Annotated in this window: 23 protein-coding genes; 14 read left to right on the forward strand and 9 right to left on the reverse strand. The window is 69.1% G+C overall.

From position 1 onward, the window contains the following. Positions 1 to 7: 7 nt before the first annotated feature. The 3 genes from GD1_RS15805 to GD1_RS15815 are packed head-to-tail and all read right to left on the reverse strand — an operon-like array spanning position 8 to position 3,935. Complete coding sequence (locus GD1_RS15805) at positions 8 to 1,096, reverse strand: ATP-binding protein (protein WP_059038146.1); 1,089 nt, start codon at positions 1,094 to 1,096, stop codon at positions 8 to 10. Beyond that, positions 1,093 to 2,565, reverse strand: coding sequence for a DUF5691 domain-containing protein (locus GD1_RS15810; protein WP_059038148.1), 1,473 nt, complete (start codon positions 2,563 to 2,565; stop codon positions 1,093 to 1,095). Before GD1_RS15810 ends, GD1_RS15805 begins: the two co-directional genes overlap by 4 nt. After that, the gene (locus GD1_RS15815; RefSeq protein ID WP_059038150.1) at positions 2,562 to 3,935 is read right to left on the reverse strand and encodes an SWIM zinc finger family protein; all 1,374 of its coding nucleotides are present in this window, start codon (positions 3,933 to 3,935) and stop codon (positions 2,562 to 2,564) included. Before GD1_RS15815 ends, GD1_RS15810 begins: the two co-directional genes overlap by 4 nt. 51 nt (positions 3,936 to 3,986) lie before the next feature. Between GD1_RS15815 and GD1_RS15820 the strand changes: the two genes are divergently transcribed. From GD1_RS15820 to GD1_RS15835, 4 genes are all read left to right on the forward strand, one after another. Further along, entirely contained in the window at positions 3,987 to 4,856 is an 870-nt protein-coding gene (locus tag GD1_RS15820) for an LLM class flavin-dependent oxidoreductase (protein WP_059038152.1), read from the forward strand. Between the two features lie 50 nt (positions 4,857 to 4,906). Next, positions 4,907 to 5,758, forward strand: coding sequence for an SDR family oxidoreductase (locus GD1_RS15825; RefSeq protein ID WP_059038154.1), 852 nt, complete (start codon positions 4,907 to 4,909; stop codon positions 5,756 to 5,758). Between the two features lie 87 nt (positions 5,759 to 5,845). Next, positions 5,846 to 6,319 (forward strand): DUF2231 domain-containing protein, encoded by a 474-nt coding sequence (locus GD1_RS15830; RefSeq protein ID WP_059038155.1) that lies wholly within the window; start codon positions 5,846 to 5,848, stop codon positions 6,317 to 6,319. Between the two features lie 97 nt (positions 6,320 to 6,416). After that, positions 6,417 to 7,193, forward strand: coding sequence for a crotonase/enoyl-CoA hydratase family protein (locus GD1_RS15835; protein WP_059038157.1), 777 nt, complete (start codon positions 6,417 to 6,419; stop codon positions 7,191 to 7,193). Here GD1_RS15835 and GD1_RS15840 read toward each other — a convergent pair. Beyond that, the gene (locus GD1_RS15840) at positions 7,076 to 8,053 is read right to left on the reverse strand and encodes an EamA family transporter (RefSeq protein ID WP_157079510.1); all 978 of its coding nucleotides are present in this window, start codon (positions 8,051 to 8,053) and stop codon (positions 7,076 to 7,078) included. The two genes, GD1_RS15835 and GD1_RS15840, sit on opposite strands and share 118 nt — an antisense overlap. Before the next feature lie 124 nt (positions 8,054 to 8,177). Between GD1_RS15840 and GD1_RS15845 the strand changes: the two genes are divergently transcribed. After that, positions 8,178 to 9,104 carry a LysR family transcriptional regulator gene (locus tag GD1_RS15845; RefSeq protein WP_059038159.1) on the forward strand — a complete coding sequence of 309 codons (927 nt, stop codon included), beginning with the start codon at positions 8,178 to 8,180 and terminating at the stop codon, positions 9,102 to 9,104. Positions 9,105 to 9,159: 55 nt separating this feature from the next. On the opposite strand, the gene GD1_RS15850 is transcribed toward GD1_RS15845, so the two are convergent. Then, entirely contained in the window at positions 9,160 to 9,735 is a 576-nt protein-coding gene (locus GD1_RS15850) for a TetR/AcrR family transcriptional regulator (protein ID WP_059038161.1), read from the reverse strand. 143 nt (positions 9,736 to 9,878) lie between these two features. Between GD1_RS15850 and GD1_RS15855 the strand changes: the two genes are divergently transcribed. Further along, on the forward strand, positions 9,879 to 11,474 hold the full coding sequence (locus tag GD1_RS15855) for an MMPL family transporter (protein WP_244882781.1): 1,596 nt from the start codon (positions 9,879 to 9,881) through the stop codon (positions 11,472 to 11,474). Then, positions 11,425 to 12,237, forward strand: a complete 813-nt coding sequence (locus GD1_RS25475; RefSeq protein ID WP_244882783.1) for an MMPL family transporter — start codon at positions 11,425 to 11,427, stop codon at positions 12,235 to 12,237. Before GD1_RS15855 ends, GD1_RS25475 begins: the two co-directional genes overlap by 50 nt. A 28-nt stretch (positions 12,238 to 12,265) precedes the next feature. On the opposite strand, the gene GD1_RS15860 is transcribed toward GD1_RS25475, so the two are convergent. Together GD1_RS15860 and GD1_RS25680 are read right to left on the reverse strand one after the other, a co-directional pair. Continuing rightward, complete coding sequence (locus tag GD1_RS15860; protein WP_373855334.1) at positions 12,266 to 13,090, reverse strand: helix-turn-helix domain-containing protein; 825 nt, start codon at positions 13,088 to 13,090, stop codon at positions 12,266 to 12,268. After that, positions 13,039 to 13,236: a hypothetical protein gene (locus GD1_RS25680; RefSeq protein WP_307190350.1), complete on the reverse strand. Its 198-nt coding sequence runs from the start codon at positions 13,234 to 13,236 to the stop codon at positions 13,039 to 13,041. The genes GD1_RS15860 and GD1_RS25680 overlap by 52 nt, the downstream gene beginning before the upstream one ends. Positions 13,237 to 13,425: 189 nt before the next feature. Between GD1_RS25680 and GD1_RS15865 the strand changes: the two genes are divergently transcribed. Further along, on the forward strand, positions 13,426 to 14,997 hold the full coding sequence (locus GD1_RS15865) for a 4-hydroxyphenylacetate 3-hydroxylase family protein (RefSeq protein WP_053778382.1): 1,572 nt from the start codon (positions 13,426 to 13,428) through the stop codon (positions 14,995 to 14,997). A gap of 5 nt (positions 14,998 to 15,002) precedes the next feature. Further along, a complete protein-coding gene (locus GD1_RS15870) occupies positions 15,003 to 15,539 on the forward strand; it encodes a flavin reductase family protein (RefSeq protein WP_059038175.1) in 537 nt (178 codons plus the stop codon). Positions 15,540 to 15,606: 67 nt separating this feature from the next. Here the strand turns inward: GD1_RS15870 and GD1_RS15875 are convergent, their stop codons facing one another. Continuing rightward, entirely contained in the window at positions 15,607 to 16,605 is a 999-nt protein-coding gene (locus GD1_RS15875; protein ID WP_059038162.1) for an AraC-like ligand-binding domain-containing protein, read from the reverse strand. Positions 16,606 to 16,693: 88 nt separating this feature from the next. On the opposite strand from GD1_RS15875, the gene GD1_RS15880 reads away from it, so the two are divergent. Beyond that, on the forward strand, positions 16,694 to 16,993 hold the full coding sequence (locus GD1_RS15880) for an EthD family reductase (protein ID WP_059038164.1): 300 nt from the start codon (positions 16,694 to 16,696) through the stop codon (positions 16,991 to 16,993). A gap of 109 nt (positions 16,994 to 17,102) precedes the next feature. Next, positions 17,103 to 17,912, forward strand: a complete 810-nt coding sequence (locus GD1_RS15885; RefSeq protein ID WP_059038166.1) for an IclR family transcriptional regulator — start codon at positions 17,103 to 17,105, stop codon at positions 17,910 to 17,912. Positions 17,913 to 17,917: 5 nt separating this feature from the next. Here GD1_RS15885 and GD1_RS15890 read toward each other — a convergent pair whose 3' ends face one another. After that, positions 17,918 to 18,712, reverse strand: a complete 795-nt coding sequence (locus tag GD1_RS15890; protein WP_244882786.1) for an IclR family transcriptional regulator — start codon at positions 18,710 to 18,712, stop codon at positions 17,918 to 17,920. A gap of 155 nt (positions 18,713 to 18,867) precedes the next feature. Between GD1_RS15890 and GD1_RS15895 the strand changes: the two genes are divergently transcribed. From GD1_RS15895 to GD1_RS15905, 3 genes are read left to right on the forward strand one after another with little or no spacing between them, the layout of a single operon-like run. Next, on the forward strand, positions 18,868 to 19,605 hold the full coding sequence (locus tag GD1_RS15895; RefSeq protein ID WP_174519062.1) for a 2-keto-4-pentenoate hydratase: 738 nt from the start codon (positions 18,868 to 18,870) through the stop codon (positions 19,603 to 19,605). Continuing rightward, a complete protein-coding gene (locus GD1_RS15900; RefSeq protein WP_059038169.1) occupies positions 19,602 to 20,405 on the forward strand; it encodes a 2-keto-4-pentenoate hydratase in 804 nt (267 codons plus the stop codon). Before GD1_RS15895 ends, GD1_RS15900 begins: the two co-directional genes overlap by 4 nt. A 1-nt stretch (position 20,406) precedes the next feature. Beyond that, positions 20,407 to 20,613: a tautomerase family protein gene (locus GD1_RS15905; protein ID WP_020789814.1), complete on the forward strand. Its 207-nt coding sequence runs from the start codon at positions 20,407 to 20,409 to the stop codon at positions 20,611 to 20,613. The last annotated feature ends 291 nt before the right edge of the window (positions 20,614 to 20,904 follow it).

A 20,904-nucleotide genomic window follows, 5' to 3' on the forward strand; every position in this document is an offset into this window, starting at 1 on the left:
CACCACCTCAGCGCAGCGCCCCGCGTGCCGCGCGGTAGAAGTCGGCCCAGTCGGTGCGGTCGCGCACCACGCCCTCGAGGTATTCGGTCCACACCACTGAGTCCGACGACGGGTCCTTGACGACGGCGCCGTGGATACCGGCGGCGACGTCGGCGGGCCGCAGGGTGCCGTCCCCGAAATGTGCCGCCATGACGATCCCGTGGGTGATCACCGAGATCGCCTCGGCGGTGGACAGCGTGCCGCTGGGCTGTTTGACCTTGGCGCGGCCGTCCTCGGTGACCCCCGACCGCAGCTCGCGGAACACGGTCACCACGCGGCGGATCTCCTCGGCGGCGGTGGGCAGTTCGGGCAGTTCCAGCGACTTGCCGAGGGCGGCCACCCGGGAGGTGACGATCTCCACCTCCTCCTCGGCGGTCGCGGGCAGTGGCAGGACGACGGTGTTGAACCGGCGGCGCAGCGCCGAGGAGAGGTCGTTGACGCCGCGGTCGCGGTCGTTGGCGGTGGCGATCACGCTGAATCCCTTGGCGGCCTGCACCTCGGCGGCCAGTTCGGGGATGGGCAGCGTCTTCTCCGACAGCACGGTGATCAGCGCGTCCTGGACATCGGACGGGATGCGGGTGAGCTCTTCGATGCGGGCTATCCGGCCCTCGCCCATCGCGGTCATCACCGGGGAGGGGACCAGCGCGTCGCGGCTGGGTCCCTCGCTGATCAGGCGCGCATAGTTCCAGCCGTACCGGATGGCCTCCTCCGGGGTTCCGGCGGTGCCCTGCACCAGCAGGGTGGAGGTGCCGCTGATCGCGGCGGCGAGGTGTTCGGACACCCAGGTCTTGGCGGTTCCGGGCACGCCGAGCAGGAGGAGTGCACGGTCGGTGGCCAGGGTGGCGACGGCGATCTCCATGAGCCGGCGCGGCCCGATGTACTTGGGGGTGATCTCGGTGCCGTCGTCGAGCGTGCCGCCGATCAGATAGGTGACCACCGCCGACGGTGAGAGGTTCCAGCTCGGTGGGCGGGTGCCGGTGTCGGCGACGGCCAGGGCGTCGAGTTCGGCGGCGAACAGTTGCTCGGCGTGCGGGCGCAGCAGGTTGTCGGTGGTCACGTCAGCTCCCTGGTGAGTATCGAACGGATGCGGAGGGCTTCACCCAGGACGGCGAGTTGCCGGGGTGCGACGGGGACGCGGGCACGGGCGTCGTCGACGATCTGTTGCCAGCGGTCGGTGGCGGGTAGGGCCACGGCGAGCAGGTCGACGACGGCCGCGCTGGGTGGGGTCACCCGCAGCTCGGTCTCGAGGGTGCGGATCAGATCGCCGAACACCTTGAGGCACAGCTTGTCCGGCCATGGTGTGGGCAACGCCTGCAGGGCGGCGAGCACCCTCGAGTAGTGCTGTGTGCCGACGTGGTCGAGGAGCCGTTCGGGGTGGGCGGCACCGAAGACCTCCGTGGACTCGGTGGCCGGGTGCCCGATCAGGGCGTCTGCCCAGTCGGCGGCACGGTAGGTGACGGCGGCCGCGCACAGGCCTGCGACGAGTGCCTTCTCCTCCGGGTCGACACCGCCGACGAGTTCATCGGCACCCCGCCCGAAGTGTGTCTCCCACTCGATGGGGTCGATCCGTGAGATCAGTTGCCGCAGAGTCCACGACGCCCCACCGATACCGCGCGGCGGTGTGGGGTCGACACCGTCGCGGACGAGTGCCGGATCGGGTCGTTCGGGCAGGTGCACCGTCAGCCGGGGGCGGCCGAGTCGCCGTTTCTCGACGGTGAGCATCGGTGCGGCGGCGGCGAAGATGCGCTGCCGGAGCGCCGATCCCTCGATCGCATCGAGGGCACGGACCGCACCGGCGCGCACGGCGCGGCGCCGGTCGTCGAGGGCGTGCTCGAGGAATGCCTCGTCGTCGGCGGTGGGTGCGAGGGCGAACACCTCGATGAAGGCGTCGCGTTCGGCACCGGGTTCGGCCGGCCAGCTCTGCTCCAGCAACTCGCGTGCCGCGCCGGGGTCGCGTCGGCGCAGTGCGGTGAGATGGGCGACGCGGGTGGGCAGGTCGCCGTGGAGCCAGGCCCCCGGATCGGGCTCGGCCCCGCCGATCCCGTCGACCCGATGAGGAAGCACCGCACCGAGTTCCGGCGCCAGATCCGCCAGCCACCGCCCGCGGGGGCCGACGATGGTCGCGATCACCGCGCGGTGCTCGGCGTCCCGGGCGGTCCTCACCAGCAGACTGGTGAGCAGCCCGCCCGTGGGTCGTCGGCCGGAGGTGGCCAGCAGATCCAGGCACCAGTCGATCATCCACCGCGACAACGAGAAAGCATGCAGGACGTAGGTCGAGGCCGTCGGGGAGACCGGCGGCCGCGGATCGGTGGGTGCCGCCGGGATCGGTTGCGCCTGCACACCGGCGGGCCCCGATGCGAGCCGGGCCACGGCGGTGAGTGCGGCGGTGTCGAGGGTGCGGCGGACCGGGTCGGCGGTGTGCTCGGCGATCCGCTCCCCGATCAGCGGATCGGCGTCATCGGTGCCGACGCTGCGGTTGTGGACGCCGACCAATGCCGCGGCCACCACGTTCTCCCAGTACGTCACAGCCCGGTCACCACCCCGGCGCGATGCACCGTGAGCGGATCGAGTCCCCGCGCACCGAGCTCCCCGAAGACCTGCACCTCGTCCCCCTCGGTCACCGCGAGCAACAGGGGCCAGAGTCCTTCACCGTCGCGCAGCCCGACGGCGTCGCCGGTGCGGTCGATCAGTGCGGGGAGCCCGTCGGCGGTGGTGCCGAGCCGTCCGGTGATGATCACCGGGAACCCCGACATCCAGGGATCACCGGCCACCGCCGCAGCCCGGACACGACGGGCGGTGGCGAGGTCGGTGCCGGTGATCTCCGGGGTGGCCGGTTCCGCGATCTCCGCATCCTGCGCTGCCGATTCGGGGGTGTCGGGTGCGGGTGCCGGGTCGGTGTCGGCCGGGAGGCACCGATGGCCGGGCGCCCCCGGATAGAAGTGCAGCGCGGCGTGGCCCACCTGGCCGACGGGTGGCCGGGCCGGGAGGGTGCCGCCGGCCGGGGCGTAGTCGAGGATCAGACCGAAGCGCCCGGTGTGGGCACCGCGCAACCAGGTGCGCCGGGCCTGCAGGTGGTCTTCCTCGGTGTCCCGGCGGCCGAGCACCAGCCAGTCGTCGACGACGGCGGGCCGGGCCAGCACGTCGGCCTTGGCCACCGGGTAGCCGATATGGCGACGCACCGTGGCGGCGAGTTCGTCGGGGAGGCCGGGCAGTCGGTCGTGGGCGGCGGCCAGCGACCACAGGGCGCCGAACTCCTGCAGCAGCCGAGACGGCCAGTCGGCACGGGAGTCGGTGGCGTCGTCGGGTGCGTAGAGCACCGCGGGCAGCCGGCGGACGCGATTGGCCATCCCGGGGACCTGCGCGTCCACCAGGCGGGCGGCGACGGCGTCGAATCGGGCGTAGGCATCGGCCTCGAGCCCCGCGAGTCCGTGTCCGACCTGGTCACCGAGCCACATCCGCAGTTCGTCGAGACCGGTGGTGACGCGTTCGGCGCGCTGGGCCGCATTCTTGGCCGCCCGCTCCGGGTCCTTCGGCGCGGCCGCTGCTGAGGGTGTGGCGGCGGCTCGTGCGGCGCGCCCGGCGAGCCATGCGGCGGCGTGGTCGGCGGGTTCACCCGCGTCAGGGACGCCGCCCTCGCTCCACAACAGCAGCAGACCGAGGACGTGTTTACAGGGGAACTTCCGCGACGGACACGAGCACGTGTAGGCGGGCCCCGACAGTTCGACGACCGCCTGATAGGGCTTCTTGCCGCTGCCCGCACATGATCCCCACACCACCCGATCGGTGGCCCCGGTGTCACTCCACGGCACCGGTGAGCCGAGTTTGCGGCCCGCCGCGGCCGACGACGCGTCCGGCGCGAGCGCCAGCACCTGTTGCGTCGGCCATCGGTCCCCCATGCCGACCAATCAACCACACACCTCCGACAACGGGCTGGATAGGCTCGTCGGGTGCGTATCGGCATCTGCATACTCCCGGACCTGACCTGGCGCCAGTCGCGACCGCTGTACGAGCGGGCGGAGGCGATGGGCTTCGACCATGTGTGGACCTACGACCATCTGGTGTGGGGCGGCCTGCCCGACTCGCGGTGGTTCTCCTGTGTCCCGACGCTGACCGCGGCGGCCACGGCCACCTCGACCATCGGGCTCGGCACGTTCGTCGCCTCGCCGAACTTCCGGCATCCGGTGTCGTTCGCCCGGGAGATCCAGACCCTGATCGACATCTCCGACGGCCGGCTGCTGGTGGGCCTGGGTGCGGGTGGCACCCCCGACGACACCGTCCTCGGCGCCGACCGGCTCCCGCCCAAACAGCGCGTCGACCGGCTGCAGGAGTTCACCGACCTGCTCGACCGCACGTTGCGCGACGATCACGTCGACTTCGACGGCACCTACTACTCGGCGCGGGACATGCGGCTGGTGGGCGGCTCGGTCCGCGACCGGGTGCCGCTGTTGCTCGCCGGGAACGGACCGCGGTCGGTGCGCTACGCCGCCCGTACCGGCGACGGCTGGGTCACCACCGGTACCGCGGCCGACGGTCTCGACGACTGGTTCGACGGGATCGCCCGCAACTGCGAGGTGCTCGACGAGGCGTTGTCGGCGGCCGGACGCACCGCGGGGTTCCGCCGCTACATCAGCCTGGACACGTCGCCGGGCACCGCATTCGAGAGTGTCGATCTGTACGACGAGATGATCGGGCGCGCAGCCGAACTCGGCTTCACCGACGTGATCGTGCACTGGCCGCGGGACACCGAGCCCTACCGTGCGTCGGAGCGAGTCCTCGAGGCGGTCGTCGCCCGCGGCCTGCATGGTGTGCGAGACTGATCACACATCATCTGACATGACGGCATGTCAGTTAGGGGAGGCGGGGCAGGATGACGACGACACAACCCATCGCCGGGCGCGTGGTGGCCATCACCGGCGGCGCGCAGGGCATCGGACGCGAGATCGCCGCGGCACTCGCAGCGGAAGGTGCACGTGTGGCGATCGGCGACCGCGATCTGCCCGCCGCCGAACGCAGCGCCACCGAATTACCCGGTGACGTGGCCGCTTTCGCCCTCGACGTGACCGACACCGACTCGTTCCGCGGATTCCTCGACGCCACCGAGGCACAGCTGGGGCCGATCGACGTGCTGGTCAACAATGCCGGGGTGATGTGGGTCGGCCCGTTCGACACCGAACCCGACGCCGCCACCGATCGGATGCTGGCGGTCAATCTGCACGGCGTCATCCGCGGCGTCCGGCTGGCCGCACCCCGGATGCGTCACCGCGGCCGCGGCCACATCGTGACCGTGGCGTCGGCGGCGTCGCGACTGGCCCCGCCCGGGGAGGCCTCGTACGCGGCCAGCAAGCACGGCGTGCTCGGCTATCTGACCGCGGTGCGCGAGGAACTGCGGGGCAGCGGCGTGGAGTTGTCGATGATCATGCCGACCGTCGTCGACACCGAACTCGCCAAGGGCACCGCCACCGGTGCCGCGGCGATGCTCACCCCCGCCGACGTCGCGACCGCGGTGGTCAAGGTGATCGGCCGCCCCCGGTTCGAGGTCAATCTGCCCGGCTACGTCGGCCCTCTGGTGCGGGTGTCCCATGTCCTGCCGCAACGGGTCCGGGATCTCCTGATGCGGGTGGCGGTGCCGAATCAGGTCAAGGCGGTCCGCGGATCGGACACCCGCGCCGCCTACGAGGCGCAGGTCCTGCACGCCGACGACGGTCGACCCGGGCGATAGGCGGCGAGCGCCGAACCGGACGACACCGGTCCACGCAAATCGGCGACTTCAGCAACTCCTCAGCGCGTGCCGCGGATACTGCAGCCCATGGACACCATTCGCGGGCTCCCGGCTCACCCGCTCTTCGTGCATCTGACCGTGGTCGTGATCCCACTCGCCGCGATCCTGGGTCTGCTCGCGGTCCTCTGGCCCGCCGCCCGCCGCCGGCTCGGCTGGTTCACCCCGCTGGTCGCACTCGTGGCGATGATCGCCACCCCACTGACCACCTCGGCCGGCGAAGCCCTGGAGAAGGTGACCCCGAAGACACCCGACCTGGAGCATCACACCGAACTCGGCGGCATGATGATCGGCTGGGTGGCTCCCCTGTTCGTCACGATCGTGCTGTTCTGGGCGCTCCACGAAGAGGCCATCATGTCCCGCCTGCCGGTCACCGTCTCACCCGGAGTCGCCCGCATCGTGAGCATCGTGTTGGGTGCCGGGGTGATCGTCACGGCGATCGGCTCGATCGTGATGATCTATCTGGTCGGCGATTCAGGCGCCCGCTCGGTCTGGGCGGGGTAGCCCACACGTCGGTGTGAGCGGGGCGGCCCGAACCTGTGGCCCGGCTCACCGCTACGGTCGGTGCAGGTCCCCCGCACCGACCGTGAAAGGCCACGCCATGGACACCCCCCTCGACATCGCCACCTCCGGACCGGTCCAGGTCTGGACGATCAACTCGCCCGACGTCGGCAATGCGATCACCGGCACGGAGTTCGTGAAGGCCTTCGAGGCGGCGGTGGACGCGGCGAACGCCGACCTCGAGGTGCGGGCGATCGTCCTCACCGGCGCGGGCAAGATCTTCTCCGCCGGCGGCAACGTCAAGGAGATGGCCGATCGCACCGGGATGTTCGGCGTCGACGAGCGCGCGCAGCGCCGCGCCTACGTCGACGGCATCCAGCGCATCCCGCGGGCGTTCTCGCGACTCGAGGTGCCGATCATCGCGGCGGTCAACGGCGCCTCGGTGGGAGCCGGCTGCGACCTGGCGATGATGTGCGACATCCGGATCGCCTCCGAGCGTGCGTCCTTCGCCGAGAGCTTCGTGCAGGTCGGCCTGATCCCCGGCGACGGCGGCACCTGGTTCCTGCCCCGCGCCGTCGGCTATGCACGTGCCGCCGAGATGACCTTCACCGGTGACAGGGTCGACGCCGCCACCGCCCTCGAGTGGGGGATGGTCAGCCTCGTGGTTCCCCATGACGAGTTGCTCGCCGCCGCACGGGAACTGGCCGACCGGATCACCAAGAACCCGTCCGAGGCACTCCGGATGGCCAAGCGCCTGCTTCAGGAATCGCGCACCAGTCCACTGGAATCCGTGCTCGGGATGGCCGCGTCGATGCAGCCGCTGGCACACCTGTCGCCCGAGCACTCCTCGCGGATCTCCCGCTGGCGCACCAGCTGAGCCGACGATCGCGCCTGCGTCAGCGTGGCACCGACGCTGGCGAAGATCACCAGGACGATGGCCGTGGCCCGGATCGGGGGAAGCCCCTGTCCGAGCAGCATCCAGCCCACCAGTGCTGCGGCCATCGGTTCCAGACTCAGCAGCACGCCGAAGACGTGGCGTGGAATCCGGCGCAGCGCAGCGAGTTCGAGCGTGTACGGGATCACCGACGACAACACCGCCATCCCCACCGCCAGCAGGACGATCGTGGCGTCGACGTGGGCGTGGACCAGCCCCGGTAGGCCGACGGGCAGCACTCCCACCGCAGCGATCATCACCGCGACGGCAAGCCCCCCGCTGCCCTGAATACGCTCTCCGACAACCGAACTGGTGAGGATGTAGCCGGCCCATGCCGCGCCCGCGGCCAGCGCGAATCCGACGCCGACCAGGTCGAGGCCGACGGTGTCGAGGACGCTCTCCACACCCAGCAGGGTCATCGCCAGCAGGGCGAGGCCCACCCATGCGAGATCGGCGCGCCGGCGCGAGAGCACCGCCGCCAGCACCAGGGGACCGAGGAATTCGATGGAGACGGCCACACCGAGCGGGATGCGGGCGATCGCGGCATAGAAGAAGCCGTTCATCAGGGCCATCGCGAGGCCGAACGCGAGCACCGACCGCCACTGCGGCCGGGTCCAGCCGCCGATCCGCGGCCGGGCCACCGCACACAGCACGATCCCCGAGATCGCCAGGCGCAGCACCGTGGTACCCCAGGAACCGAGCGCGGGGAAGAGATTCGCCGCCAGTCCGGCACCGAACTGCAGCGAGATACACGATCCGGCGACGAGGGCCACTGCCTGCCGGGTACCCCCGGCGGATCTCATCTGGCGCACTCCCGTCATCACCGTCCCAGCATCCGCCCACAGATCACCTCAGTCCAGTTCACGTTTCTTTCGATATCCAGTAAGTTCTACTAATCTTTTGGCAGCCATCGATCCGGGAGATCCCATGCTCAGCGTCCCGCGCCTGCGAATCCTGCGAGAGCTGCATCTGCGTGGCACCCTCGCGCAGGTCGCCGAGGCGCTCTCCTACACGCCGTCGGCCATCTCACAGCAGCTGTCGCTCCTGGAACGCGAGGCCGGGGTCCCCCTGCTCGAACGCGTCGGCCGTGGGGTGCGCCTCACCGATGCCGCATTGACCCTGGTCGGGCACACCGATGCGATCCTGGCCCGGCTCGAACAGGCCGAGGCCGACCTCGCCGCCACCCAGCCCGAGGTGCACGGCACGCTGCGGGTGGCGTCGTTCCAGAGCGTCGTCGTCGAGATCGCACCGTCGGTGCTCACCCTGCTCGACGCGGAGTACCCGCGACTGCAGATCGAGATCATCCAGCGCGAGGTCGACGACGCCTACAGCGGTCTGCTCTCACACGAGTTCGACGTGATCCTCGGTGAGGAGTTCCCCGGGCTGCCCGAGCCGGTCCGCCCCGGGGCCGATCGCGCCGACCTCGTCGACGACCCGATGTACCTCGTCGTCCCGGCCGAGGGACCGTGGGCGTGCACCCCGGAGACGGTCGCCGAACTCGCCGACGTCCCGTGGGCACTCGACCCGCCCGACACCTCTGCCGGGGACTGGGCCCAACGCATGTGTCACGCCGCGGGTTTCGAACCGCGAATCCGGTTCGAGGGCCCCGACCCGATCCTGCACGCCCACCTCGTCCGCACCGGACATGCCCTCGCCTTCGTCCCCGCACTCATCGCCGGCCGCGATCCCCGCGGGATCGAACTGTTCGCCTTACCCGGCAACCCACGCCGCACGCTCTACACCGCCGCCCGGACCGGCCGCGCGCATCACCCGGCGATCCGGGCGTTCCGCGACGCGATGGCACGCGTCGTCGCCGAGCGGCAACCGGCCGCACCCGTGCGGCAACTGCGGTGAGCGGGCACCGCCGTGTCGTCGGCCCGGTGCGGCGCAGGCCAGGCCTCCCCGACCCTCAGATCACCGGCAACGGCTGGGCCTGAGCAGGATTGAGACTGTCGAGCAACAGACTGAGGTACCGGCGCCGTTCGGGCCCCGGCGGAACCGACCCGAACCCCGCGGCGATCATCGTGATCAGGTTGGGGATGTCGTCGGCGACGATGTCGGCCCGCAGATTCCCCGCCGCCTGCGCACGTGCGACCGCCGGGCCGATCGTCACCATGTTGCGTCGCATCAGCGTCCGCGTGGCGGTGGCGACGTTGCCCAGCGACGCCGCCAGTCCGCGTTCACGGTCGAACACCTCGAGCAGGCGCTCCCCCAGTTGCAACAAGATCTCCCTGGGCGCATCGGTGCGTTCGAACTGCTCGAAGATCGGCTGGATCTCGGCGGAGTACACCTCGTCGTAGACCGCCATCGCCAGCGCCTCCCGATTCGGGAAATGCCGGTACAGCGTGGCGATTCCCACCCCGGCCTCCTTGGCGATCCGGTTCAGCGTCCCGGAGCCGTCACCTGCGGAGAACACCTGCCGGGCGGCGTCGACGATCCTCGTCACACTCGCCATCGCATCGACCCGTAGCGCGGGCGAATCCATACCCACCATCTCCCGTCAGCGTTTGACAACCCCCCACAAGTGATAGCAGACTCCCGCAGCGATAGTTGACTATCACTTTTGCATCGCCGTTCCCCTGGCACGGACAGGCGGCCGGCGCCCACCACAGAGAGGCCGGACATCAGATGTCGTCGTTGCTGTATCGATGGGGACGGAGTGCGTTCGTCGGCAGATGGTGGGTGGCCGGGATCTGGGCGCTGATCATCGTCGGGATCGCGGGCGTGATGGTGGTGAGCCCGCCACAGCTGAGCAATGAGATCCGGATCGACGGAACGCCCGCGCAGGAGGTCATCGACGACCTCACCGAGCGGCTCCCCGAAGCCTCGGGCGGTCAGGGCATCCTCGCGTTCCACAGCACCGACCACCAGCGGGTCGACCAGGGCAGAAAACTCATCGCACTCCTCGACGCGGTCGACCGCGTCTACCGCACCGAGCACGTGATCGACGTGCGGAAGGCGATGGCAGCCGAGGTCGCCAAGGGCCCCGACAGCCGGCTGCTCCAGGCGTCGGCCGCGATCGCACAGGCCCAGACACAGACACAGACCACCGGGACACCGGGCGGGGCCGCCACCGCCGGCGCAACCCCGCTCGTCATCCAGGACGCGCCGGTCCCAGGGGTCCTGATCTCGTCGGACGGACAGACCGCGCTCTTCCAGTTCACCTTCGACGCACAGACATTCGAGCTCCCCGAGGGCACGATCGACGACACGATCGCCGTGGCCGCCACCGCGGCCGGCCGGGAGGACATCGACGTGCTGCCGTCGTCGACGATGGTCGCCGGCCCCGAGCTCGTCGGTGTCGGTGAGATCGTCGGCATCGTGATCGCCGCGCTCGTGCTGATCGTCACCCTCGGCTCGCTCGTCGCCGCCGGTCTCCCGCTGGCCTCGGCGTTGTCGGGTGTCGCCGTCGGCGTGGGCGGCGCATTCGCGATCTCCTCGTTTGTCCCCATGCACTCGCTCACCGCGGTGCTCGGACTCATGCTCGGACTGGCGGTCGGTATCGACTACGCGTTGTTCATCGTGAACCGGCAACGCCACTTCATCCTCGACCAGGGCCTCACCGCCCACGAGGCCACCGGGCGCGCCATCGGTACCGCGGGCAGTGCGGTGTTCTTCGCGGGCACCACCGTCGTCATCGCCCTGCTGGCGCTCACCGTCGTGCAGATCCAGTTGCTCACCACCATGGCGCTCACCGCCGCGGCGACGGTCGTCATCGCGGTGCTTTCCGCCCTGACCCTGTTGCCCGCCCTGCTCGGATTCGTCGGCGAACGAATCTGCTCGGCCGGCGCCCGGGCCACAGCGCAGGCAGCGCACGAGAACGGTTCGGTGCACAGGGTCGCCAACGGCTGGTCACGGATGCTCGTGAAACACCGTTACGTGGCCGCCCTGGGGGCGCTCGTGATCGGCGGCATCCTCGCCGCCCCGATGCCGGCCATGGACCTCGGCCTGCCGTCGGGCGCGAGCTATCACCCGGACACCCCGCAACGACAGAGCTACGACGTCGTCGACGAGAGTTTCGGACCCGGATACAACGGGCCGCTCGTCGTCGTCGCCTCCGCGCCCGCACCCATCCCCGCCGGCCCGGCTCGCCGGCATCCACACCGACCTCGCCGCGATCGACGGGGTCACCGCGACCTCCCTCGAGGGACTCTCCGCCGACGGCACCACCGCGGTGTTCTCCGTCATCCCCGACACCACACCCACCTCGCAGGAGACCGGTGATCTCGTCACCGGCATCCGGGATCGCGCCGGTGCCTTCGCCGACGCGCACGGTGTGACGATCGGGGTGACCGGTTTCTCGGCCCTGGCGATCGACGTCTCCGACCGCCTCACCGACGTGCTCCCGCTCTACATCGCCGTCGTCGTCGGTCTCTCGCTGGTGGTGCTACTCGCCGTCTTCCGATCGGTCCTGGTGCCGATCAAGGCCACGGTCGGTTTCCTGCTGTCGGTGGCCGCGACCTTCGGCGCGACCACCGCGGTGTTCCAATGGGGTTGGGCGCAACCGCTGTTCGGGATGGACGCCACCTCACCGGTGCTCAGTCTCCTGCCGGTCATCATCACCGGTGTCCTCTACGGACTCGCGATGGACTACGAGGTGTTCCTCGTCTCGTCGATGAAGGAGGCCCACGTCCACGGGTACACCGGACGTGACTCGGTGGTCCGCGGGTTCGGTGTGGCGAGCCGCGTCGTCGTCGCCGCGGCGATCATCATGATCAGCGTCTTCGCCGGATTCGTCTACAACCCGGACCCGATGATCGCCCAGGTCGGCTTCGCCCTCGCCTTCGGCATCGTGGTCGACGCGTTCCTCGTCCGGATGACCCTCGTCCCGGCGGTCATGGCGATCTTCGGCGACAACGCGTGGTGGCTACCACGATGGCTCGACCGCATCCTGCCCGACCTCGACATCGAGGGCGACAAGCTCACCGCACGACTCGACCGGCCGCGATCGGCCACACCGGAACCGGTCGGCCCCGGCCACGCCTGACCCGACGGCACCGGGTCACCGGCGTGCGTCACATCTCCTGCGCACGGTAGCGGCCCGGGCTGGTCCCGGTCTGACGTCGGAAGACCCGTCCGAAATGCGAGAGGTCCCGGAATCCGACCTGCTCGCAGATCACCGAGACCGGGTCGCCGGTGGTCCGCAGCAGGTGTTTGGCCCGCTCGATCCGGGCACCGTAGAGCCAGTCACTGGGTGTGGCACCGACCCCCTTCGCGAGTTTCTGCACGGCCCGCAACGACATCCCGCTCAGGTGGGCGACGTCGGGCAGGGTCAGATCCGCGTCGTGCAGATGGTCGGCGATCACCCGCTGCACCCGGGCCATGTCCTGGGCCCGGTGCCCGTCGAGCGGTTCGTTGCCCACACCCGCATCGAGCACCGCCGCCGACAGCATCTCGATCACCGACGCCGCGAACGGGGCGGCGGTGGCCGTGGGCAGATCCTGGCCGGCGATGTCGGTGAGCAGCCGCCCCACGATCGCCGTCGAACCGGCCCCGGCGTCGAAGGCCCGTCCGGTGCAGCGGTCGGCGAGGCCGGGGATCCGGGCGGCCACCCGCTCACCGGGCACCCGCACCACCACCTGACCGAAGGTAGACGGTGAGTGGAACACGAACGGTGCACCCAGATCGAGCAGGGCGAAGGCGCCGTCCGCGACGACGGCCTGCCGCCCGGCCTGCTCGATCTGCACCACCCCGTCGGTGACCACGCAGACCAGCACATCGGCGCACGAGTCGGACCTGATCATCGCCGGGGACCGGATCACCGTCTGCTCGTCGCACCGGATGGTGCTCACGTGCAGATCGCCGAACGGCCGGCCACCCCATTCCGCGTCGAGGGCCAGTCGACGTCCATCTCCGCGTACAGCGAGCCCAGTGCGGCCCGCCATTCGTTCCGACCCTCGCCGAGGTCCAATTCTCTTGTGCGCAGCGACAGGACGCTCTCGCGCTCCCGTCGCGCAGAGTCCGAAGACCGTGCGCGCTCAGCCATGTTGTGCCACACCTCCCGGTTCTAGTGTTCTACGTCACAGGGACGTGGCACCGCCACCATATACCGCGCAACACGTCCCGCGCGAGAAGCCATTGCCTCGGAAACACCACAAGGCAAGTGCCGCACGGTAAGTGCCGTGGGGCCGACCCCTCGCGTCACCTCACCGCGCGACCATCCCAGGAGGAACCGATGACCACTGCACCCCTCGCCGAACGGACGACCGCGGGAGTCGCCAACGATGTGCGCCCGATGACCGGTGCGGAGTATCTGGAATCGTTGCGCGACGGTCGCGAGATCTACATCCGCGGCGAGCGCGTCGACGACGTCACCACCCATCCGGCATTCCGGAACTCCGCGCGCTCGGTGGCCCGGATGTACGACGCCCTGCACGAACCCGCAGCTCAGGGCGTACTGTCGGTCCCCACCGACACCGGCAACGGAGGTTTCACCCACCCGTTCTTCAAGACCGCCCATTCCGCCGACGACCTGGTGGTGGCCCGTGACGCGATCGCCACCTGGCAGCGTGAGGTGTACGGCTGGCTGGGCCGCTCCCCCGACTACAAGGCCTCCTTCCTCGGCACCCTGGGTGCCAACGCCGACTTCTACGGCGAGTACAAGCAGAACGCGCTGAACTGGTACAAGAAGTCGCAGGAGCGGGTGCTCTACCTGAACCACGCGATCGTCAACCCGCCGATCGATCGGGACAAGCCCGCCGACGAAACCGCCGATGTCTGTGTACATGTCGTCGACGAGACCGATGCGGGACTGATCGTGTCCGGGGCCAAGGTGGTCGCGACCGGATCGGCGATCACCAATGCCAACTTCATCGCCCACTACGGGCTCCCGTTGCGCAAGAAGGAATTCGGCCTGATCTTCACGGTCCCGATGGATTCTCCCGGGCTGAAGTTGTTCTGCCGCACCTCCTATGAGATGAATGCCGCGGTCACCGGTACCCCGTTCGACTACCCGTTGTCGAGCCGGTTCGACGAGAACGACTCGATCATGGTGTTCGACCGCGTACTGGTGCCGTGGGAGAACGTCTTCGCCTACGACGTCGAGACCACCAACGGCTTCGTGATGAAGTCGGGCTTCTTGAACCGCTTCATGTTCCACGGTTGTGCCCGGCTCGCGGTGAAGCTCGACTTCATCGCCGGCTGCGTGATGAAGGGCGTGGAGATGACCGGTTCGGCCGGGTTCCGCGGCGTGCAGATGCAGATCGGCGAGATCCTCAACTGGCGCGACATGTTCTGGGGCCTGTCCGATGCGATGGCCAAGTCGCCGGACCCGTGGGTCAACGGTGCGGTGCAGCCGAACATCAACTACGGCCTGGCCTATCGAACCTTCATGGGAGTCGGCTATCCCCGGATCAAGGAGATCATCCAGCAGGTCCTCGGCAGCGGGCTGATCTACCTCAACTCCCATGCCGACGACTGGAAGAATCCCGACGTGGCACCGTATCTCGACCAGTACGTGCGCGGTTCCAACGGTATCGCCGCGATCGATCGCGTCCAGCTGCTGAAACTGCTGTGGGACGCGGTCGGCACCGAGTTCGGCGGGCGCCACGAGCTCTACGAACGCAACTACGGTGGCGACCACGAGGCCGTCCGCTTCCAGACCCTGTTCGCCTACCAGGCCAGCGGTCAGGACCTGGCGCTCAAGGGTTTCGCCGAACAGTGCATGTCGGAGTACGACGTCGACGGCTGGACCCGACCCGACCTGATCAACAACGACGATCTCACGATCGTGTGGGACCGGCGGTGACGACGATGACCCCCACCCCTGCACAGCCGGCTGCCGCGGAGCTCGACCCGACGCCACTGCGGATGCGGAAGGCCCTGGGCCGCTTCGCCAGTGGCGTCACCATCGTCACCACCGCCGAGGGGGACGACGAGGAATCGGTTCACGGGATGACCGCCAACGCCTTCACATCGGTCTCCCTCGACCCGCCGCTGGTACTGGTCTCGATCGCCAACCGCGCCCGGATGAACGCCAAGATCACCGAGACCGGACGCTACGGGGTGTCGATCCTCGCCGGACACCAGGAACCGCTGTCGCTGCACTTCGCCGGCGCCGCAACCGAACCCGATCTGGTGCGGTTCACCTGGCGCAAGGGTGTCCCCCTTCTCGACGGCGCGCTGGTACACCTGTCGTGCTCGGTCACCGCCTCCCATCCCGCCGGGGACCACACCCTGCATGTGGGTCAGGTGGAGGAGCTGTGGTTCGACGACGGCCGGCCGTTGCTGTTCTACACCGGCAGTTTCCGTGCACTGGAGCTGCAGGACGACGAGAACTGGGGCTTCTGACCCGACGATGCCCGCCCACAACCCGCTGTGCTCGGCCGGGCGGCAACCCGGCCGAGCGCACCACCCCCTACCGGTGCTGCGCCCGGTATCCGGTCGGACTGGAGCCGCAGTGCCGCCGAAAGGCCCGACTGAAATGTGCGACGTCACGGAACCCCAGCGATCCGGCGATCTCCCCGACCGGCAGATCCGTGTCGGAGAGCATCGCCTGGGCTCGCTCGAAACGCTTGGTGTAGAGCCAGTTACGTGGCGTCGTTCCCGCGGTGGCGAACAGTTTGTGCAGGTACCGCACCGAGATACCCACGTCGCGGGCGATGTCGGTCAGGGTCACGTCGGGATCGTCGAGGTGGGCGAGCATGGTCCGCTGCACCCGACGCAGATCCTCGTGATGCGCACGGTCGGTGAGGGAGACGGCGCCGGTCTGGTCGATGGCCGCGGCCAGCACGTCCAGGGTCGCCGACGCCACCGTCGCACCCGCCCTGGAGTCGAGCCGATCATCGTGCGAGGCGAGGTCGACCAGCAGCCGCGACGCGATCCGGCCCATCCCGGAATCGGCCGATATGCGCTGTGCGGCCGAATATTCCAACGACCGCCCGAGCCGGGCCGACATCTGGCTGCGGGGCATGCGCAGCACCACCTGTTCGAAGGGGGTGTTCCCGGTCACCACGAAGGGGTCCGCGGCGTCGACGAACCCGAAGGCCCCGGAGTCGAGGACGGCGACCCGCCGGCCCTGGACGATGCTCGCCGACCCCTTGGTGATCAGACACACCAGGAGATCGTCGGTGGGATCGGCGGCGATCATCGCCGGCGTCCGGTGCACCGTGTGCGGATCGGCACGGACCACACTCACCGACACCTCCCCCATCGGGCGTGCGACGATCGCCGCCGCGAACGCCGACAGCGGCCGCGGCCAGTCCACGTCCATGTCGCAATAGGCCGAATCGACCGCTTCCGACCAGACCTCACGGCTCTGCGACACGGAGAGACCGCGCGTGTTCACGGCCACGGTGTTCGGGAGATCACCGGCGTCGGTGCACGCAGAGGCAACGATCGGTGCGTTCTCGGTCATTCTCTGGCGCCTCCTCGATCAATAGTGTGCCAGATCACAGCGGTTGGCATCGTGGCCGTCCGTGATACCCGAACAACCGAGGAGAACCATGTACGTGATCACCGTCATCTACGATCAGCCGACCGATCCCGCGGCCTTCGACGAGTACTACCGCACCAAGCACCTGCCCCTCGTCGACGCGCTTCCCGACGTTCGGCGGTTCAGCTGGGGAAAGTGTGAATTCCCGGACGGCTCAGCACCATCGGCGTATGCAATCGCCTATCTGATGTTCGATTCGAGGTCGGCTGCGCTCACCGCCCTGTCGTCGCCGGCCGGGCAGGCCGCGACCGGTGACGTGGAGAACTTCGCCACCGGGGGCGCGACCATCCTGTTCTCCGAACAGGACTAGCACCACACCCCCCAGCGTGCCGCTCTGCGGCACAAAACAGTAGACACCTGGCGTGACGCAACCCATAGTGGCAGCCAACCCCGCGTCACCGGATCAAGAAAGGTCGGTCATGGCAGCACTTCAGACCGTTCAGAAGATCGGTCCCGTCCTGGACCTGTTCACGGTGGGTCGCCCCGAATGGGGCGTGTCCGAGGTGGCCAACGAGATCGGCCTCCCCCGATCCAGTGCGCACGCCCTGCTCGCATCCCTCGTCGACATCGGACTGCTGCAGTGCCGGTCGCGGGGCCGGTACCGGATCGGATGGCGGATCGTCGAACTCAACCAGACCCTGCAGGGCACCGTCGACGTCAAGACCTGCGCCGCGCCCATTCTGCAGAACCTTTCCGAGAAGTACGGCGAGACCACACATCTGGCGATCCTCGACCGCTATCGGGTGATGTATGTCGACAAGGTGGTCGGCAATCACGTCATCAATGTCTCCGGCGCCCGGATCGGTGCACATCTCGATGCGCACTGCAGTGCGGTGGGCAAGGCCATGCTCGCCCACTGCCACCCGACCGAGATCGACCGGAACGTCACCAACGCCCCCTTGCGCCGGCTCACCCCGAACACCATCACCGATCCGTCCGCATTGCACGCCGAGCTGAAATCCGTTCTGCGTCAGGGATGTGCCTACGATCTCGGCGAGGCAATCTCGGAGGTCCACTGTGTGGCCGCCCCGATCCGTGACGAGATGGGTGTGGTGGTGGCCGCGATCTCGATCACCGCACCCGTGTCACGCTTCACCGCCGCACAACACGAGTTCCGCCGCTCGGTGATCAGTGCGGCCGGCGCGGTGACCAAGGCCCTCGGGTCCGCGCTGCCCGCCCCGGCCCCGGTGGAGGTGGGCAATCCCACCCTGCACGCGGTCGCCGGGTGAGGTGGTCAATGTTCGGGCTCGGTATCTCGACCCTGACTCGGCGCACCGAGTTGCCGGGACAGGCCGAGTGCGGCCGTCCGCACGGCAGCCACCGACTCGTCGAGGTTGATCCGGTTGTGCCACCCCGACACCGAGATACCGGCGACCACCCCGCCTCCGGTGCCGAACACCGGACACGCCACGCACACGACGCCGGGCCTCGACTCCTCGAGGTCGTAGCTCATTCCGCGGGAACGGATTCGGGCCAGTTCGGCGCTCAGCATCCCCGGATTGGTGATGGTGCGTTCACTGATCCTCGGCAGGCCACCGGCGACGATCCGCGCGACCACGTCCGCCGGCGAGTACGCGAGGATGGCCTTGCCGATCCCCGTGGCATGCGCCGGCCACCGCGCTCCGGCCCGGGTGGGCAGCGGCGGTGCGGTGGGGCTGTTCAGCACGTCGAGATAGATGACGACGTCGTCGTCGAGCACCGCCAGGTGTACCGTGTGCCCGGTGGCCTCGCGCAGATCATCCATGAACGGGGCGGCCGCATCGCGCACGCCCTGCCGCCGTGGTACACGCTGGCCCAGCTCGAACACGTGGATTCCCAACCGGTATCGCGTTCCGTCACGTTCGAGGAGACCGCCCTCGACGAGTTCGAGTGCGATCCGCTGGGCGCTCGACTTGGAGATGTCGGCGCGCCGCGCGATCTCCGAGACACCGAGTGCGTGCTCGGCCACGCCGACGATGTCGAGGATGCGCATCGCCCGCGCCACCGCCCCGAGCTCCGCGCCGGGCTTCTGGGTTCGTCCTGGCCGCACAGTGGTTCATCGTGCCGTGTCCCGAACACCCGACGCAATACCGTGTCCATCGGACACCCCTCATCCGCCGGAACCCTGTTGACCGAGAAGAAAGCGCACCCGTGAACGATCCGATCCGTGAGGCCGCCGACGCCCTCCTCGGCGCCTATCGCAGCATGACCCCGATCGACCCGCTGACCCCGAAGTTCACCGACGCACCCCTGTCGGCCGCGTATGAGATCGCACTGGCACAGGTGCAGGACTGGGAGAAGAACGGCGACACCGTCAAAGGTCACAAGGTGGGCCTCGCCTCGCGGGCGATGCAACGCCAGATGGGGGTCGACCAGCCCGATTTCGGGCATCTCACGGCGAGCATGTTCCACCTGGAGAATGCGCCGATCCCGGCCGGGACGTTCATCCAGCCGCGTATCGAGCCCGAGGTGGCGTTCGTCCTCTCGCGGCCGCTGCGCGGACCCGGGGTGACGGTCGCCGAGGCCGCCGCGGCCGTCGAGTTCGCCCTGCCCGCCCTGGAGATCGTGGACTCCCGGATCACCGACTGGAAGATCGGGATCTTCGACACCATCGCCGACAACGCGTCGTCGGGCGGCGTGGTCCTCGGGTCCAAGCCGTCGAAACTCGCCGACGTCGACCTCCGGCTCGCCGGATGCAACCTGCACGTCAACGGCGAGCTGGTCGCCACCGGAGCCGGCGGAGCCGTCCTCGGCTCCCCGCTCAACGCGCTGGTGTGGCTGGCCAACACGGTGGGGCCGTTGGGCGTGACCCTCGAACCCGGGCATGTGGTGCTGCCGGGCTCGATGACCAGGGCGGTCCCGATCCAACCGGGCGACACCGTCGTCGCCACCATCGCCGGCCTCGACAGCGTCACCGCAGTCATGGAAGGAACCGACAAGTGACCGAGCAGAACCCGACCGCACCGGCATGGAGTGCGGCGCGCGTCGCCGAGATCCTGCTGACCGCCGAGCGGTCGCAGACCTCACGTACCTCGATCCAGGCCGAATGGCCGGGTCTGACCCTCGACGTCGCCTATGCGGCACAGGACATCGCCCTCGCCGATCGCCGCGCACATGGCGAGACCGTCACCGGCATCAAACTCGGTCTGACCTCACGCGCCAAGCAGCAGCAGATGGGTGTCGACAAGCCGTCAGTGGCCTGGCTGACCGACGCGATGGCCCTGCCCGCCGGGCTGCCGGTTCCGCGCGGCAAGCTCATCCACCCGCGGGCCGAACCGGAGATCGCCTTCGTCCTCGGCCGGCCGCTGGCCGGACCGGGCGTCACCGCAGCGCAGGCACTCGCCGCAGTGGAATACGTGACCGCGGCCGTCGAGATCATCGACAGTCGCTATTCCGGATTCAAGTTCACCCTGGAAGATGCTGTCGCCGACAACAACTCGTCGGGCGCCTATGTGACCGGCCCGGTGCTCAAGCGCCCCGACGAGGTGGACCTGAGCCTGGAGGCCTGCCTGCTGGAGGTCGACGGTGACATCGTCGACAGCGCCACCGGTTCGGCCGTTCTGGGCCATCCCGCCGAGGCACTCGCCTTCGCCGCCAACACCTTCGGCGCTCGGGGCGTCACCCTGGAGGCCGGATGGGTGGTGCTCACCGGCGGGATGACCGACGCTGTCGCCGTCGCCCCCGGCAGCCGCGTCGCCGCCCACTTCACCTCGTTGGGTTCGATCACCCTGGCAGGAGGCTGACATGCCGTTCATCGACGTGACCATCGCGCAGGGCCGCACCCCGGAACAGATCCGGGAATTGATGCACGAGTTGACGATGGCAGCACACCGCACCCTCGATGCCCCCGTCGCCAACATCCGCGTCGTGGTGCGCGAGGTCCCCACCACCCGCTGGTCGGCCGGGGATGTCACCATCGCCGAGCGCCAGGCCGCGGCCACCGAAGGGTGAGCACATAGTCGCGGGAACACGCCGATGTCGCTCGTGCACACGGTGGTTGAGCCGACGAGGAGCGAAGCAACAAACCCCCCACGGTGGTTGAGCCGGCGGGAAGCCAAGCGGCAAGCCCCCCTAAGATGGTTGAGCCGACGAGGAGCGAAGCGACGAGACGTGTCGAAACCTCAGACAGCCGACGACGGATGGTGACCACCTCAGAGATTTCGACACGGGTCCTCGCGATGCTCAGCCCCGGCTCAATCACCAACTAAGCGTTGACGGTTGAACCAAACAGGAGCAACGCGA

The organism is Gordonia desulfuricans NBRC 100010 (assembly GCF_001485495.1).
GTDB lineage: Bacteria > Actinomycetota > Actinomycetes > Mycobacteriales > Mycobacteriaceae > Gordonia > Gordonia desulfuricans.